We start from the raw sequence: 16,456 nt of genomic DNA, 5'->3' as shown, positions 1-16,456 counted from the left end.
TGGCGCCGCCGCCGGCATCGCCCTGCTACTCGATGCCCGGCATCCCCGCACGGATCGCGTGTGAATAGTCGTGCGCATCCAGGTCGGCCTTGCGGGCGCGGGCATTGATGTGGCCGCGCTCGCGCAGGACTGCATACGGCAGGCCAGGTGTCAGCGCTCCGTGGTCGTAGGCATATTCGGCGAAATGGCCGGACGCCAGCAGCCGGTAGTCGAGCGGCAGCGTCGGGTCGATGTGGCGCGCCAGCTCGAACAGGATCGTGGTGCAGTTGCTGGTCAGGGTGTTGTAGAACTCGGGCCGGTTGCGTAGCGCTTCGGCGCGCCCCAGGTAGTCGAGCAGCACCGAGCGCAGTTGCGCCGGCGTTGCGCGCAGCCGGTACAGGTAGACCTGCTCGCCGCGCGCATTGCTGCGGGTGCGGATCAGGTCGCGCTCGTCGGCTGCCACGATCACCTGCTCGAACTTGCGAAAGAATCCGCCGATCGCCGAGAATTGTTCGTTTTGCTCCTTGCGGATCTCGAGCGAGAACACCAGCCTTTGGCCATCGCTGAAGCCGAACGACACCAGCGTGTGGGCGATGTGCGGCCCCATCCAGTAGGACAGCACCAGGTCGGCCGATTCAAGTTTCGCCAGGTCATAGCGCCGCGTTTCCCAGCGCGGCGTGTAGACGGTCTCGGTGCGCCATTCGAAGGCGCGCACATTGCGCAATTCCAGGCGGTCGCCATCGACCGTCGATTCGAGCAGGCGCGCCACGTCGTCGGCCCACGGCCGCTCGTGCGACGGCGTGAGCGATTGCCACCATCCCAGCATCGACAGGCCGGCCAGGCCAGCGGCGAGGAGCAGTTTGCGCTCATGCCCTGTGCCCGGCGGGCGCGTCAGCGTCCACGCCGCGCCAAGGCCGGGCAGGCACCATGCCGCGCCGAGGAGCAGGGCAGGCGCGGGCGTCAGCTGGAACCACAGGGCGAGCGCGCCCCACGCCGTCGCCAGGACGACGGGAACCGCCAGCGCAATCCTGGCCAGCCTTCGCCAATTCACTGCGTTTGCTCCGGGACGGCTGGCTGCTCGGGCAGGAACCAGTTCAGGATCAGGGCGCATAGCCCGCCAGTGGCGACGCCCGATTCGAGCACATTGCGCACGGCGTGGGGCATGTGTGCCAGGAATTCCGGCACCTGCGACACGCCCAGGCCCAGCGCCAGCGACACCGCGATCACCAGCAGCGCGCGGCGGTCGAGCGTGACGCTGGCCAGGATATTGATGCCGGCCGCGGCCACCGCGCCGAACATGACCATCGCCGCGCCGCCCAGCACGGGTTCGGGCACTGCCTGGATCACGCCGGCCACCGCCGGGAACAGGCCGAGGATCACCAGGAACAGGGCGATCCACATGCCGACGTGGCGGCTGGCGATGCCGGTCAGCTGGATCACGCCGTTGTTCTGGGCGAAGATCGAGCTGGGGAAGGTATTGAAGATCCCGGCCAGCAGCGAGTTCGCGCCGTTGACCAGCACGCCGCCCTTGATGCGCTGCATCCACAGCGGGCCTTCGACCGGTTGGCGCGAGACCTTGCTGGTGGCGGTCACGTCGCCGATCGCCTCCAATGAGGTGACCAGGTAGATCACGATCATCGGGATGAACAGCGACCAGGAAAAGCCCAGGCCGAAGTGCAGCGGCGTGGGCACCTGGAACAGCGGCGCCTCGTGCATGCCGGTGAAGTCCAGGCGTCCCATCCATCCGGCCAGGGCATAGCCGACGGCGAGCGCGATCACGATCGCGGCGCTGCGCAGCCACACTACCGGCACCCGGTTCAGGATCACGATGATGGCCAGTACCACGCCCGACAGCAGCAGGTTCTCGCCGGTGGCGAAGCTGCCGTTGGCCATGGCGCTGTAGCCGCCGCCCATGCTGATCAGGCCGACCTTGATCAGGGTCAGGCCGATCATCAGCACCACGATGCCCGTGACCAGCGGCGTGATCAGGCGTTTCACGAAGGGCAGCACGCGCGACACGCCCATCTCGATGAAGGAACCGGCAACCACCACGCCGAAGATCGCCGCCATCACCGCCTCGACCGGCGTGCCCTGCTTGACCATCAGGGCGCCGCCTGCGATCAGCGGGCCGACGAAGTTGAAGCTGGTGCCCTGCACGATCAGGAGGCCCGCCCCGAATGGCCCGAAGCGGCGGCACTGGACATAGGTGGCGATGCCGGAGATGACCAGCGACATCGAGACGATCAGGTTCGTGTCGCGGCTGGAGACGCCCAGCGCCTGGCAGATCAGCAGGCCCGGGGTGACGATGGGGACGATGATGGCCAGCAGGTGCTGCAGGGCGGCCAGCATGCCGAGCAGCGGCGGGGGACGATCGTCGAGGCCGAGGATCAGTTCGGACCGGGGTTCCTGGACTTCCTGGTGTTGCGGGCTTGGGGGTGTCGACATGGGAAGCTGCTGGGCAAAGACGCGATTCTACAGGCAGACGCGCCGTCGGCGACGGCCGGCATGTAGAATGCCGCCTTTGATGGGGGCGAGGGCGGATCATGGACATGGCGGGACTGACGGTTTCTAGAATCCTGCATGCGGGGTATGTTTTCGAGTGCGAGGGCCGGCGCATCGCCTTCGACACCATCTTCGAGAACCCGTTCAGCCGCAACTGCCATGCTTTCCCGGACGTGCGTTTCGACGGCGAGGCGATTCGCCGGCAGCGCTTCGATGCCGTCTTCATCTCGCACTTCCACGACGACCACTGCTCGCTCGAGAGCCTGGACTTGCTGGACCGCGCCACGCCGCTCTACATCTATTGCCTGTTCGACGAGCTGTTCGACATGGTGCGCCATCTCGGTTTCACGCAGGTGCACAGCCTGGCGCTGAACCGGCCGGTCGAGATCGGGCCGTTCAGCGTCACGCCGCGCGAGGCGATGGATGCCGGGGTCGACTCGATGTTCCAGGTGCGCGCCGCCGGCATGAATGTGCTGAACGTGGTCGATTCCTGGATCGACGACGGCACGCTGGCGCAACTGGTCGCACAGGGGCCGTGGGATATGGTGTTGTGGCCGTTCCAGACCATGCGCGAACTCGAGGTGCTGGCGCCGACGCGTCATGCGGCAGCGCCGCCCGGCTTGCCGGAAGAATGGATCGCCCAGCTCAAGGCGCTGGCGCCGCGCATCGTGGTGCCGAGTTCCTGCCAGTTCCTGCAAGAGCCCTGGTCCTGGTATAACCGCGCCTTCTTCCCGATCTCGTACGCCCGCTTCGCGCAAGAGGTGGGGGCGGCGCTGCCGGACGTGCGGATCGTGCGGCTCGATCCGTCCGTGTCGGTACGGCTCGATGCCGGCGGCCTGCACGCTGCGCCGCCGCTGCCGTGGGTGATTCCCGTCGGCCCGCAGGATGTCGATTACGTCTATGAAGGCAATGCGGCGCCGCCGCCGACGGGCGAGATCGCCCGCCATTTCGCTCCCTTGGGCGAGCAGGAACAGGCACGCGTGACCGGCTACTGCCGCCATGGGCTGGTGGCGAAGTATGGCGATACCGAAGCCGGCTGCGACTATTTCGACCGGCCGCGCACCTGGCGCCTGTCGGTCTTCGACCACGACGGCCGGGCTTGCGATTACCACTACCGCCTCGACGGCGGGCGCGCCTCCCTGGTGGACGCCGGCGCCGCTCCGCTGGGCTGGACCACCGAGATCCCCGCCGCCAAGCTGTACGCGGCGCTCGAACTGGGCGAGTCGCTGACCTCGATGTATATGCGCATCAACGACGCGGTCTTCGACGCGGACACCGAACGTGAGCTGCTGGATGCCGAGATCGTCGACGACCCCTTGATCCGCTGCCTGTTCGGCGACACCTTCGGCGCCTACCAGGCGGCCCAGCTGCGCCGCCTGCTGGCGCGCTGATGTTCGTTTATTTGCCGAGCAGGTGAAGTGACTGTTCCCAATCGCCCCGCCATTCGCGCAGGAAGTCGTGGCTTGCAAAGGCGCGCCGCAAGGGACCAAGTGGCACGCGGTAGACGTCGTGCAATCCTAGCGCTAGTGTGACTGGATTCCACACGGCGTGGCGTTTCGACTTGCGGGCGCTGGCCTTGATGCGCGCGCCGTCGTCGCCGAAGATGCCGATCGCATCGTCGAGCGCCCTGTCCAGGTCCATTCTGGCGTGTGCGCCAAACGCTTCGATCAGCTGCGCCTTGCCGACGCCGTGGCGTGACGCTGGCGCCGGCCCTGGCCCGGCGCCAGCGCCCTCCTCAGGGGCCGCCTGGGCGCGTGCGAACTCCGTGGCCAGATGCTCCAGGTCCTTCTTCAGAAATCGCAATGCGTCCAGCGGTCGCGTAAAGCCCGGCGCCGGCAGCCTCGCAACGATCTGGTAGGCGTCCTTGGTGAGGGTTATCAGGACATCGTCGCTGCCGGCGGCGAGTCGAGCGACATCGTCGCGAAAGAAGATCGGCGCCGCATAGCCGCCGTTGGCCTCGCCGAACAGCTCGGGATGGGCTGGATCGAAATCGAGCCAGACATATGGCGTAAGCGCGTGCTCGAGCAGGCGCGCGAGTGTCCAGGCAGAGCCGGTGCGTTGGGTAAGCCAGGAGCAGGCCTCGGCGGTATTGGCCCGGAAAGGCAGGTCGGTCGTGTTCATTCGCAGGCCTGATGCATGGTCGGGCCGCCATTCTAGCCCATCGGGGCCGGTCTCCTGGGGTGAACGGACATCGTTTCAAAAATTAATGACAGCCACATAAATGAGCTACTACAATCGTCCCGCATCCCGTATCGGGATGCACCCGTCGGCGCCCGCCCTTGAGCGGGCGCTTGTTCGATATGCCTCGCATGCAGCCGGCATATCCGCGTGGACGGATATGGCATGTGCGGGCCTGGCTCGAAAGGAAGTGGCGTGCAATCCCCTATCAAGGCATCTGTGATGGAGGCCATCGGCAACACGCCGGTGGTCAGGCTCGGCCGGGTATTCGCGGCTGCGAACGTGGTGGCCAAGCTGGAATTCATGAATCCCGGCGGCAGCATCAAGGACCGCATGGTGAGGGCGATGCTGCGCAGCCTGCCGCCCGATACCGAGCGGGTGGTCGAGGCGTCGTCCGGCAATACCGGAGCGGCGCTGGCGATGGCAAGCGCCGTGCTGGGACTGGACTGCGAGGTCGCCGTCCCGGTCGCCACCAGCCGCGAGAAGATCCGGCGCATCGAGGCCTATGGCGCCACGGTGCGCGTGTGCGACGCCGAGCGCGGCCTCGACTACCAGGCGGCGGCCGAGGGCATCGCACGCCGGGGCGGCGCCTTCCACCTCGACCAGTACCGTTCGCGGCTCAACAGCCAGGCGCACTATGGCGATACCGCGCCCGAGTTGTGGTCGCAACTGGAAGGCCAGATCGATGTCTTCGTGTGCGGCGTCGGCTCGGGCGGGACCATCTCGGGCATCGGGCGCTACCTCAAGGAGCGCGACCCGGCGATCCGCGTGATCGGGGTCGAGCCCGTCGATTCCGCCTATCGCAAGCTGGTTACCGACGTCGCCGCGGGCGGCGAATTCGCAAGCAGCATCGAGGGCGTCGGCAAGGGTTGTCCGTCGCCGGCCTTCGATCCGGGCGTGGTCGACGACGTGGTCCAGGTGCCCGACGCGGAGGCGCTGGCGTGGATCCACCGCCTGGCGCGCGAGGAGGGCATCCTGGCCGGCGGCTCGAGCGGCTGCGTGGCGGCGGGAATTGCCCGGCTGCTGCCCCGACTGGGCGGCGCTCGCATCGTCACCATCTTCCCGGACTCGGGCGCCTTCTACTTGTCGAAGTATTTCTAGTGCGCCATCAGCGTCCGTCGCGCCCGGCGTCCTGTTCGCCCTCGGCCTGTTCCGGCGCGCGCGCCGTCGGCAAGTGCCAGCCAAATCGGATGGCCGCCAGGCGCAGGCCGAAGCACAGGGCCGCGCCGGCCAGGGCGGTCGGGGTGCTGGGCAGGCCCAGGGCGTCGCCGGCCACTACCACCGTGGCCCCGGCCAGCGCCGCGACGGCGTAGATATCCGAACGAAACACGGCCGGTACGTTCGACAGCAGCACGTCGCGCGCGACGCCGCCGCCGATGCCGGTCAACATGCCCAGCAGTGCCGCCATCACGGGTTCCAGGCCGAACACCAGCGCCTTCTGGGCACCGGCGACGCAGAACAGGGCCAGGCCCGCGCCGTCGAACACCAGCACCGGGTGGCGCAGGCGGGTGACGGCCGGCGACCAGAAGAAGATCGTCACGCCGGCCAGCAGCGACACGCCCAGGTAGCGCCAGTCGCTGAAGGCGGCCGGCGGCGTGGCGCCGATCAGGAGGTCGCGCACGATGCCGCCCGAGGTGGCGGCAACGAACGACAGCACCAGCACCCCGAACAGGTCGAGCTGGCGGCGGATGCCGGCGGTGGCGCCGCTCAGGGCGAACACGAAGGTGCCGACCAGGTCGAGCGTCAGCACCAGGGTCTTGATGGCGGTGCCCATGTCGAGGGCGGGAACGGGAAACACGGCTTACCTCTGGTAGAAGGGTGCGCAGCGCACCGCAGGTTGGAACAGCAGCGCATTCTATAGCACGGCGCCCGCCCGCGCCGCGCATGCCTTCGCTGCGGCTCCCGCCAGATCGCCGTCAGCGGGTTTCGCTGGCCTGCACGATCGCGCGCGCCACGCCATCGCCATAGGCCGGATCGCACAGCGTGCAGTTGGCGATATGGCGCGCCTTGACCTCGTTTGAGGCGCCGGCGATGGCGCGTGCCGTATTCTGGAACAGGACTTCGCGCTGGGCCGGCGACATCTTCTGGAACAGCAGCGCCGGCTGCGAGTAATAATCGGTGTCGACCCGGTGGTTCCAGTGGTCGGCCGCTCCTTCGAGCGACAGCGGCGGTTCCCTGAAGTCCGGCTGGTCCTGCCACTCGCCGTGGCGGTTCGGTTCATACGATGGCGTGCCGCCACGGTTGCCGTCGACCCGCATCGCCCCGTCGCGGTGGTAGCTGTGCACCGGGCAGCGCGGGGAATTGACCGGGATCTGGTGGTGGTTCACACCGAGCCGGTAGCGCAGCGCGTCGCCGTACGAGAACAGCCGGCCCTGCAGCATCTTGTCGGGCGAGAAACCGATGCCGGGCACGATATGGGCCGGGTTGAAGCCGGCCTGCTCGACCTCGGCGAAGTTGTTCTCGGGGTTGCGGTTCAGTTCCAGCACGCCGACCTCGGTCAAAGGATAGTCGGCATGCAGCCAGACCTTGGTCAGGTCGAACGGGTTATAGCGGTAGGTCGCGGCCTCTTTTTCGGGCATGATTTGCACGTACATGGTCCAGCGCGGAAAATCGCCAGCCTCGATGCTGTCGTACAGGTCGCGCAAGCTGCTTTCGCGGTCGCGCCCGATCACCGTGGCCGCCTCGGCGTCACTCAGGTTCTGGATCCCCTGCTGGGTCTTGAAGGTGAACTTGACCCAGAAGCGCTCGTTGGCGGCATTGATGAAGCTGAAGGTATGGCTGCCGAAGCCGTGCATGTGGCGAAAGCCTTTCGGGATGCCGCGCTCGCTCATGATGATCGTCACCTGGTGCAGCGCTTCGGGCAGGCTGGACCAGAAGTCCCAGTTGTTGTCGGCGCTGCGCAAGCCGGTGCGCGGATCGCGCTTGACCGCGTGATTCAGGTCCGGGAACTTGAGCGGGTCGCGCATGAAGAACACCGGCGTGTTGTTGCCGACCAGGTCCCAGTTGCCTTGCTCGGTATAGAACTTCATCGCGAAGCCGCGGATGTCGCGCTCGGCGTCGGCGGCGCCGCGCTCGCCCGCCACGGTCGAGAAGCGCATGAACAGCTCGGTCTTCTTGCCGATGTCGGAGAACAGGCGTGCCTTGGTATAGCGCGTGATGTCCTGGGTCACGGTGAAGGTGCCGTAGGCGCCGCCGCCCTTGGCATGCATGCGGCGCTCGGGGATCACTTCGCGGTCGAAGTGGGCCAGCTTTTCCAGGAACCACACGTCCTGCAGCAGGGCCGGGCCGCGCGGGCCCGCCGTCATGGTGTTCTGGTTGTCGACCACGGGGGCGCCCGCGGCGGTGGTCAGCTCTTTCATTGCATCGTCCTCTGGTTGGGAAAACTGCGGTTCGCCTCAAGCGCGCACGAAGGCCAGCAGGTCGGCATTGATCTGGTCCTTGTGGGTGTCGGTCAGGCCGTGTGGCGCGCCCGGATACACGACCAGCTGCGCATGCGGCACCAGGCGCTTCGAGGCGCGCCCGGCGGCGTCGATCGGCACGATCTGGTCGTCGTCGCCGTGGATGATCAGGGTCGGGATCGTGAATTTCTTCAGGTCCTCGGTAAAGTCGGTCTCCGAGAACGCCTTGATCGAGTCGTAGGTGTTCTTGTGGCCGCCCAGCATGCCCTGCATCCACCATGACTGGATCAGGCCCTGCGACACCTTGGCGCCCGGGCGGTTGAAGCCGTAGAACGGGCCGCCCGGGACGTCCAGGTAGAACTGGGAACGGTCGGCCAGCTGGCTGGCGCGCAAGCCGTCGAATACCGCGATCGGCAGGCCGCCGGGATTCGCCTCGGTCTTGACCATCAGCGGCGGCACCGCCGAGATCAGGCCGGCCTTGGCGATCCTTCCCGTGCCGTGGCGGCCGATATAGCGCGCCACTTCGCCGCCGCCGGTGGAAAAGCCGAACAGCACGGCATCCTTGACGTCCAGGTGGGCCAGCAGCTCGGCCAGGTCGTCGGCGTAGTGGTCCATGTCGTTGCCGTCCCAGGGCTGGCTGGAACGGCCGTGGCCGCGGCGGTCGTGGGCGATGCAGCGGTAGCCCTGGTCGGCGAAGAAGATCATCTGCGACTCCCAGCTGTCCGAACTCAGGGGCCAGCCGTGGCAGAACACGATGGGCTGGCCGCTGCCCCAGTCCTTGTAATAGAGTTCGACGCCTTCCCTGGTGGTGTAGATGGCCATGCGGTTTCTCCTCGATGCGAATGGTGGTGGACGGGATGCGAGCGGCGACCAGTGTAGGCAGCGCCGGGCGCGGGCCGGTAGTGAATGATCGTGAAAAGCGGTGCGCGAGGCGCGCCGCGCACCGCTTCACGCCATTTCACCCGCCGCGCCGTCAACCGTGAGTAGACTCGAATTCGCAACTTGGCAACACCTGACGGAAGGAAGAGCCGTGGGCCATACCCACCTTGTGTATTTACTTCTTGTCATCAGCCCGTCAAAGGCTTAATGTAGCGTGGTATTGACGGGCGATCCATTGACCGCGGCGGGCGGCGCCCGTCCCGCCCGCCGCGCGATACCAACCGTATGCATATCGACACCGTCAACGCGCAGTCGACCACCGTACATCCGCACCCCAGGGCGACGCCGGCCGGCGCCGACTATGCCTTCGGCGATTTCGCGCTGTACCCGGCGCGCAAGCTGCTGGTACGCGGCGAGACCCCGGTCGTGCTGGGCGGTCGCGCCTTCGACCTGCTGGTCGCGCTGGTCGCGCGCGCCGGCGAGGTGGTCGGTCATCACGAGCTGGTGGCCGCCGTGTGGCCGCATGCGGTGGTCGAGGAGAACGGCCTGCGGGTACATATGTCGGCGCTGCGCAAGGCGCTCGGCGAAGGCCCGGCCGACCAGTATGTGCTGACCGTGCCGGGGCGCGGCTACCGCTTCGTCAAGCCGGTCAGCGCCAGCCTGGCCGTCTCCAGGACCCAGGCCCAGGGGCCGCGCCTGGGACGCCTGATCGGTCGCGAAGCAGCGCTGGAATGGCTTGCCCGAGGCCTGGCGCAGGCCCGGATCGCGACCGTGACCGGCGCCGGGGGCGGCGGCAAGTCGGCGCTGGCGCTGGCCTATGCGGCCGGGCATGCGCGGCGCTATCCGGACGGCTGCCGCGTGGTCGACTTCTCCGCGGGACAGGGCCCGGCGCTCGCCGCCATCGATTCCTTGCGCGAGCGGCAGGCGCTGCTGGTGCTCGACAACTGCGAACAGGCCTTGCCGCTGGCAGCGGCCCTGGCCCAACGCGGCGCCGCCGCCAGCCGGCTCACGGTGCTGGCCACCAGCCGTGCGCCGCTGGGCCTCCATGGCGAATGGGAATACCGCCTGCCGCCGCTCGACCTGCCCGCTGCGGATGCCGCGCTCGATTGCCGGCAGGCGCTGGCGCTGTCCGCCATCGCACTATTCGTCGAGCGCGCCGAAGCCAATAGCAGCCGCTTCGCCCTAACGCCGTCCAGCCTGCCCAGCGTGGTCAAGCTGTGCCGCGCGCTGGACGGATTGCCGCTGGCGCTCGAGCTGGCCGCGGCCCGGGTCGAGGCGCTCGGCGTCGAGGGGCTGGCGGCGCGCCTGGACGATATCCTGCTCCTATTGACCCGCAGCCGGCGCCTGGCCGGCCCGCGCCACGCCTCGCTGGAAGCGATGCTCGACGCCGGCCACCGGCTGCTGGACGAGCCGGGCCGCACGCTGCTGCGCCGCCTGGCGCTGTTCGAGGGCACGTTCTCCAGGGCGGCGGCGGAGCGGGTATGCGCCTTCGGCACGCTGGGGCCGGCTGCCGTGGCCCCCGCGCTGGCGGGGCTGGCGTCGGCGTCGCTGTTGACGGCCGAGCGCGAACCAGGAACGACGCGCTACCGGCTCCTGCACACCACCCGGCGTTACGCGCGTGCGCGCCTGGCGGCCAGTGGCGAGGAGGCGCTGGTGGCGCGGCGCGTGGCGCAAGCCGATTACTGAAAACGATCGGCGCGCCGCCGTCCGCCGCGTGGGCGATCGGGGGGGCGGTGCGCAAGCTGGGGAGACCGATGTGGGGGCAAGGCAGGAACCGCAGGGCGAGCAGCCCATCTATGTCTTCGGCGCCTTTCGCCTGCTGCGCCAGTCGCGCCAGTTGTTCCTGGGAGCGGCGCCGGTGCGGCTGGGCGGGCGCGCGCTCGAGCTGCTGCTGGTGCTGGTCGAGCGTGCCGGCGAAGTGGTCAGCCGGGCCGAGCTCGAACGGACGATCTGGCCCGACAGCGTGGTCGAGGACAGCTGCCTGCGGGTGCATATCGGGGCGCTGCGCAAGGCGCTGGGCGACGGTCCCGGCGCCTCGCGCTACATCGCCAACATTCCCGGGCGCGGCTACAGCTTCGTGGCCCCGGTGGTCGCGCTCGGCCCTGCTTGCGTTACCGGGCCTGGCCCGGCGCCGGCCGCCGGCGCGCGTCCGCTGCCGCTGCGCATGACAAGCGTGCTCGGACGCGACGAGGTGCTGGACCAGCTGCGCGCGCTGCTGCCGCGCTGCCACCTGGTCACCATCGTCGGCCATGGCGGCATCGGCAAGACCACGCTGGCGCTGTGCCTGGCATCCGAGCTGCGCGGCGCGTATGCCGACGGCGCCTGCTTCGTCGACCTGGCGCTGCTCACGAGCGGGATCCAGGTGCCCGATGCGCTGGCCGCCTGCCTGGGCCTGGAACCAGGCGGAGAGGGCGTGCGGGCCCTGCTCGAGCGCTGGCTGGCGCCGCGCCGCATGCTGGTCGTGCTGGACAACTGCGAGCACCTGATCGACGCGGCCACCCACCTCGCCGAATGCCTGCTGCGGCTGGCGCCCGGGATCGACATCGTCGCCACCAGCCGCGAGCCGCTGGACGCCGACGGCGAATGGGTGCTGCGACTGGGTCCGCTCGCCTGTCCGCCCGACGATCCGGCGCTGTCGCTGGAGCAAGCCATGGCCTATCCGGCGCTGCAGCTGCTGGCCAGCCGGGCCCAGGCCAGCATGGATTCCTTCCGTCTGGGCAGGGCCGACCTGCCGGCCGCGATCAAGCTGTGCCGCCGGCTCGACGGGGTACCGCTGGCGATCGAGTTCGCCGCCGCCCAGGTCGCCCTGCTGGGTGTGCAGGGGGTGGTGGAGCAGTTGAACGACCGCCTGCGCCTGCTCGGCAGCGGCCGCCGCACCGTGCTGCCGCGCCACCGCACCCTGCGCGCGCTGCTCGACTGGAGCCATGACCTGCTGTCGCCCGACGAACGGCGGGTGCTGCGCTGCTGCGCCGTGTTTGTCGGCCCGTTCACGCTCGAGGCGGCGCTGGCGGTGGCGGGTCCCGGCGCCGCACGCTGCGTGGTCGCTTGCGTGCTGGGGCTGGTGTCCAAGTCGCTGCTCTGGGCCGATACCCAGGGGCCCGACGCCCGTTTCGTGCTGCTCGGGATCACCCGCGCCTATGCCATCGAGCGCCTGGCCGAGGATCCGGAGCGCCACGCGCTGGCGCGGCGCCATGCGCAGCACACGCTGGCCTTGCTCGAGGAGTGCGAGCAGGCCTGGAACATACTGGACCACGACGCCTGGCTGGCATCTTCCAGCCATGTGGTAGGCAATCTGCGCGCCGCCCTCGACTGGGCCTTCGGCCCCGGGGGCGAGCGCGCGCTGGGCGTGCGCCTGGTCGCCGCCCCGGCGGTGCTGGGCTCGACCCTGCTCGGCGAGCGCGAACTGGGCCGCCACGTGCGCATGGCGCTGGAGGCAATCGGCGCCGGGGCGGCGGCCGACCCGCTGCTCACTGCGCGCCTGCATGCCGCCATCGCCGGCGAGGTGGTCGACTGGGGGCCGTACGAACGCGCCGTGGCGCACGCCGAGGCCGGCGGGCGGGCGGAAGCGCTGGCCGAGGCCCTGTACGTGTTCGCGGCGCGCTGCCAGGCCGCCGGCCTGTATCGCAGCGCGCACGAACACGGGCTGCGCATGGCGCGGGTGGCGGCGCAGGCCGGCCTGGCGCGCGCGCTGGCCGTGGCGCGCCGCCTGCCGGCCGCCAGCCTGCACATGCTGGGCGAGCATGACGAGGCGCTGTGGCTGGCCGGGAAGGCGCCCGCCGTACGTCCGCCCCTGCGACTGGCGGCGACGGTGGCGGGCGAGGTGGAACATGCCATGCTGGTGGCGCGCACCCGCTGGCTGCAGGGAGAGGGCCGCGCCGCGGCCGCGCTCGCACGCAATGGCCTGATGCTGGCGGCCGCGGATGGGGCGCCGGCGAGCCTGGCCTGGGCGCTGGCGCTGGGCGCCTTGCCGGTGGCCTTGTGGCGCGGCGACGACAGCTGGGCGCACGAGCTGGCCGGACAGCTGGAAGACCTTGTCGAGCGCCATGCGCTGGCCTACTGGAACGAGTGGGCGCGGCTCTATCGCCAGGTGCTGGCGGCGCGCGCCGGGCGCGGCGATGCCCCGGGCAGCCCGGCGTGGCGCACGGACGCGGTCCAGGGCGACCACCTGGCGACCTTCCTGGGAGGCCTGGTGGTGGAGGCGGGCGGCCAGCGCTGCGCCCAGGGCCAGGTGGGCTGGTGCGCCGCCGAGGTGTGGCGCGCCAGCGGCGAGCGGCTGTTGCTGGGGCAGGGCGGCGAGGCCGCGGCCGAGGCGCTGTTCCTGCGCGCGCTCGCCGTGGCGCGCAGGCAGGGTGCGCTGGGCTGGGAATTGCGCTGTGCGACCAGCCTGGCCCGCCTGTGGCGCGAATGGGGCGATGGCAACGCCAGTCGGCGCGGAGTTGCGCTGCTGGAACCGCTGGTGCTGGCCCTTGGCGATGGCCACGACGGCGCCGACCGCCGCGCCGCCCTGCGCCTGCTGCAGGAATGATGGCGACAATTTCACACCTTTTTACATCGCTTTCTTGATCCAAGTCATATGATGGGGGTCATACTCTTGACAAGGAGATATCCCATGAACGCGGATGAAGGCGAACTCCTGTTCGGTCCCTTTACGCTGTCGCTGGCGCCGCGCGCTCTGCGCCTGGGCGCACGCCCGGTGGCGCTCGGCGTGCGGCCGCTCGGCTTGCTGGCGCTGCTCGCCGGGCGCGCCGGCGAGGTGGTCAGCAAGGAAGAGATCGCGACGCGGGTATGGGCGGGGGCAAGCATGGAAGCCAGCCGGCTGCGCGCCCACGTCGCCACCCTGCGTCGGGCGCTGGGGGACGGCGAGGACGGCAGCCGCTACATCGTCAATGTGCTGGGGCGCGGCTATGTGTTCGTAGCCCCGGTGCGGCGCATGGTGTCATGCGCTTTGCCTGCCGCGCCGGGCCTGCCCGCCGGCCCCGAACACCTGTTGGGCCGCGACGAAGCGCTGGCCTGCCTGGAGCGGCTGGTGCGCGAGCGGCGCCTGGTCTCGATCGTCGGCGCCGGCGGGCTTGGCAAGAGCGCGCTGGCGCTGGCCGTGGCAGGCCGCGCTGGCGCCCATTTTCCCGACGGCGTGGCCTACCTGGACCTGGCGCCGCTGTCCGATGGCGCGTCGCTGGCGGGCGCGCTGGCCGCCGCGGTCGGCCTCGCGGCGGGAACATCCTGGACGGCGCTGTGCGCGCGGATGTCGCGGCGGCGCCAACTGGTGGTGCTGGACAATTGCGGTCACCTGGCCGAAGCCGCGGCCCTGCTGGCCGAGGCCCTGCTCGACGCCGCGCCGCAACTGCACCTGCTGGCGACCAGCCGCGAGGCGCTGTGCCTGCGCGCCGAGTGGATACACCGGCTGGCGCCATTAGGGCTGCCGCGGCCGGCATTGGACCTGTTTGCCTTGCGCTACGGCGCAGCGGAAGCCGCGCGCCTCGACCCGGCCAGCCAGGCGCGCGCGGCGCAGCTGTGCCGCCAGCTGGACGGCAATCCCCTGCTGATCGGGCTGGCCGCTGTGCGCGCCAGGACGGTCGGCATCGCGGCGCTGGCCGATTGCGTCGACGCGCTGTTCGAGCTCGACGGCGGCGCGCCGGAGCTGGGGCGCCACCGCTCGCCCGATGCCTTGCTCGACTGGAGCTGCCGCCTGCTCGGCCCGAACGAGCGCACCGTGCTGGGCCGCCTGGCGGTATTCCGCCGGCCCTTCACCCTCGACCAGGCGGTCCAGGCCTGCGTCTGCCTGCGGCTCGACGCCGGCGCCGTGGTCGAAGGCATCCTGGCGCTCGGCGCACGCTCGCTGGTCGAGGTCGAACTCGAGGATGGCCCGGACGGCGTGCGCTACCGTCTGTCGAACGCGACCCGCCGCTATGCCGGGCGGCGGCTGGCGCCGGACGACGCCGCAGCGCCGGTCGGGGCCAGGTGCGGGGAGTCTCACGCCGTGGTGACCTCGTCGGTCGAGCGCATGCTGGCGTAGGCGAAGCCCAGGGCGGCCATGAAGGCGGCGTGGGCGTGCGCCGCCGGCACCGTGACCCCGCCGAACTCCAGGTCGCGCGAGGCGCAGGCATCGTGCACCACCGTGACCCTGAAACCGAAGTCGTTGGCGGCGCGGCTGCAGGCGTCGACGCACATATGGCTCATGGCGCCGCAGATGACGACTTCGTCGACGCCGTGGCCGCGCAGGATCTCGAGCAGGGCGGTATCGCGGAAGGAATTGATGTGGTGCTTGAGCAGCACCGGCTCGCCCTCGACCGGCGCCGCCGACGGGTGGATCGCGGCGCCGCTGGAGCCGGGCGCGAAGAAGGGCGCGCTGGCGGCGTCGGGGAACTCGTGGCGGATGTGGACGACCGGCGTGTCGCGGCTGCGATAGTGGCGCAGCAGGCGGCCGACGTTGGCGCTGGCGGCGTCCATGTTCGCCAGCTCCCAGCGGCCGTCGGGGAAATAATCGTTCTGGACGTCGATGACGATCAGTGCTTGCTTGCTCATGATGGTTCCTCGTGATTGTGATGGTGGAATGGCTTCGATGGCGCCTTCTACTGGTTGACCTTGCCCGGCAGCGTCAGTTTCCCGGACGCGACCTTGAACACGTCCGCCACGCACAGCAGCGGACTATGGACGCTGGCGTTGACCCGCAGCGCCGCCGTGACGCCGTCGAAGCTTGCCGCCTCGACCACGCCGATATCGTCGAACGGCACCTTGACCTCGAGCGATTCGGCCTTGAAGACCGGGCTCCAGCCGGGGCTGTCGAGCAGGATCGGAAACCCGGGCCAGGTCTTGGGCAGGCGCGGCTTGGCTCCCTTGGGGATGTCGACCACCTTCAGCGCATCCTTGCCGCAGGCGTCGTCCCTGGTCAGCACCACCCAGTGCGAGTGCCACAGGTTGCCGTCGTTACCCACGTCGCCGTCGCCGTTCTCGTCGTATGGCGGGGTATCGTCGAAGTCCGGATGCGAGGTGACGGCGAAGGCCAGGATGCCGGCCTTGTTCTCGAAGCCGACCACATAGGGATCGATGGTGGTCGGCCAGACATAGGAAAACACGGTGCTGCCGCCCAGCTTGCCGGTCTTGGTGGGGTAGGTCTTGCCGGCCTTGCCCGACACCGCCACGTGGAAGGTGGCGATATTGCCCTCGGTGGTGATCCTGGTGTGGATGATGTCGTAGTCGGCCTTCACGCCCTTGGCGGCGGCGCCCTGGATGCCGCCGGCATGGGGCTTGCCCTGGTGGGCCCCAGCGCTGCAGGCGGCGAGGGCAAGGGCGGTGGCGAGGATGGTGCGCAGTGCGGTCATGGAGGCTCCCAGTTGGAAAGTGTTGGCGATGATGTGCTGGAGGAACTGTCATCGAGCTTAGTCGCGCCGCGCCACGCCGGTTGTAAAGACGTGTGATGAGGTGTGCCGGCGCTGCGCCGCCACCACCAATAGGAGAGGCCGGATGCTTGCGCCAGGTCGAGCGGACGCGATTTCACAAGGATTTACTGGGGCGGCCAATGG

General features: G+C 69.5%; 13 protein-coding genes. 5 read left to right on the top strand and 8 right to left on the bottom strand.

From position 1 onward, the window contains the following. Nucleotides 1–25: 25 nt before the first annotated feature. Both E8M83_RS14505 and E8M83_RS14500 read right to left on the bottom strand, forming a co-directional pair. Nucleotides 26–1,030 carry a DUF4105 domain-containing protein gene (locus tag E8M83_RS14505; protein ID WP_229491534.1) on the bottom strand — a complete coding sequence of 335 codons (1,005 nt, stop codon included), beginning with the start codon at nt 1,028–1,030 and terminating at the stop codon, nt 26–28. Continuing rightward, nucleotides 1,027–2,424: a nucleobase:cation symporter-2 family protein gene (locus tag E8M83_RS14500; protein ID WP_137174055.1), complete on the bottom strand. Its 1,398-nt coding sequence runs from the start codon at nt 2,422–2,424 to the stop codon at nt 1,027–1,029. The genes E8M83_RS14505 and E8M83_RS14500 overlap by 4 nt, the downstream gene beginning before the upstream one ends. 104 nt (nt 2,425–2,528) lie before the next feature. Between E8M83_RS14500 and E8M83_RS14495 the strand changes: the two genes are divergently transcribed. Beyond that, on the top strand, nt 2,529–3,872 hold the full coding sequence (locus E8M83_RS14495; protein ID WP_137174054.1) for an MBL fold metallo-hydrolase: 1,344 nt from the start codon (nt 2,529–2,531) through the stop codon (nt 3,870–3,872). A 7-nt stretch (nt 3,873–3,879) separates the two neighbouring features. Here the strand turns inward: E8M83_RS14495 and E8M83_RS14490 are convergent, their stop codons facing one another. Next, nucleotides 3,880–4,602: a hypothetical protein gene (locus E8M83_RS14490; RefSeq protein ID WP_137174053.1), complete on the bottom strand. Its 723-nt coding sequence runs from the start codon at nt 4,600–4,602 to the stop codon at nt 3,880–3,882. Nucleotides 4,603–4,854: 252 nt separating this feature from the next. Between E8M83_RS14490 and E8M83_RS14485 the strand changes: the two genes are divergently transcribed. Then, nucleotides 4,855–5,760: a PLP-dependent cysteine synthase family protein gene (locus tag E8M83_RS14485; protein WP_229491533.1), complete on the top strand. Its 906-nt coding sequence runs from the start codon at nt 4,855–4,857 to the stop codon at nt 5,758–5,760. A 7-nt stretch (nt 5,761–5,767) separates the two neighbouring features. Here E8M83_RS14485 and E8M83_RS14480 read toward each other — a convergent pair whose 3' ends face one another. The 3 genes from E8M83_RS14480 to E8M83_RS14470 all read right to left on the bottom strand — a co-directional run bounded on the left by E8M83_RS14480 (nt 5,768) and on the right by E8M83_RS14470 (nt 8,879). Beyond that, the gene (locus tag E8M83_RS14480; protein WP_137174052.1) at nt 5,768–6,457 is read right to left on the bottom strand and encodes a trimeric intracellular cation channel family protein; all 690 of its coding nucleotides are present in this window, start codon (nt 6,455–6,457) and stop codon (nt 5,768–5,770) included. Nucleotides 6,458–6,575: 118 nt separating this feature from the next. After that, nucleotides 6,576–8,018 (bottom strand): catalase, encoded by a 1,443-nt coding sequence (locus E8M83_RS14475; protein ID WP_137174051.1) that lies wholly within the window; start codon nt 8,016–8,018, stop codon nt 6,576–6,578. 36 nt (nt 8,019–8,054) lie between these two features. Further along, on the bottom strand, nt 8,055–8,879 hold the full coding sequence (locus tag E8M83_RS14470) for an alpha/beta fold hydrolase (protein ID WP_137174050.1): 825 nt from the start codon (nt 8,877–8,879) through the stop codon (nt 8,055–8,057). 342 nt (nt 8,880–9,221) lie between these two features. On the opposite strand from E8M83_RS14470, the gene E8M83_RS14465 reads away from it, so the two are divergent. The 3 genes from E8M83_RS14465 to E8M83_RS14455 all read left to right on the top strand — a co-directional run bounded on the left by E8M83_RS14465 (nt 9,222) and on the right by E8M83_RS14455 (nt 14,949). Then, complete coding sequence (locus E8M83_RS14465; protein ID WP_137174049.1) at nt 9,222–10,622, top strand: winged helix-turn-helix domain-containing protein; 1,401 nt, start codon at nt 9,222–9,224, stop codon at nt 10,620–10,622. Nucleotides 10,623–10,692: 70 nt separating this feature from the next. Continuing rightward, entirely contained in the window at nt 10,693–13,461 is a 2,769-nt protein-coding gene (locus E8M83_RS26495) for a winged helix-turn-helix domain-containing protein (protein WP_170976811.1), read from the top strand. Between the two features lie 84 nt (nt 13,462–13,545). Beyond that, complete coding sequence (locus tag E8M83_RS14455; protein WP_170976810.1) at nt 13,546–14,949, top strand: winged helix-turn-helix domain-containing protein; 1,404 nt, start codon at nt 13,546–13,548, stop codon at nt 14,947–14,949. On the opposite strand, the gene E8M83_RS14450 is transcribed toward E8M83_RS14455, so the two are convergent. Then, nucleotides 14,907–15,458 (bottom strand): cysteine hydrolase family protein, encoded by a 552-nt coding sequence (locus E8M83_RS14450; RefSeq protein WP_137174046.1) that lies wholly within the window; start codon nt 15,456–15,458, stop codon nt 14,907–14,909. The genes E8M83_RS14455 and E8M83_RS14450 overlap by 43 nt on opposite strands. Nucleotides 15,459–15,505: 47 nt before the next feature. Beyond that, a complete protein-coding gene (locus tag E8M83_RS14445; protein WP_137174045.1) occupies nt 15,506–16,255 on the bottom strand; it encodes a hypothetical protein in 750 nt (249 codons plus the stop codon). Nucleotides 16,256–16,456: the final 201 nt, after the last annotated feature.

The sequence above is a fragment of the Massilia sp. HP4 genome (assembly GCF_005222695.1).
GTDB lineage: Bacteria > Pseudomonadota > Gammaproteobacteria > Burkholderiales > Burkholderiaceae_D > Telluria.
The sequence above is the reverse complement of the archived record's forward strand: the minus strand, read 5'-3'. Positions and strand labels throughout refer to the sequence as shown.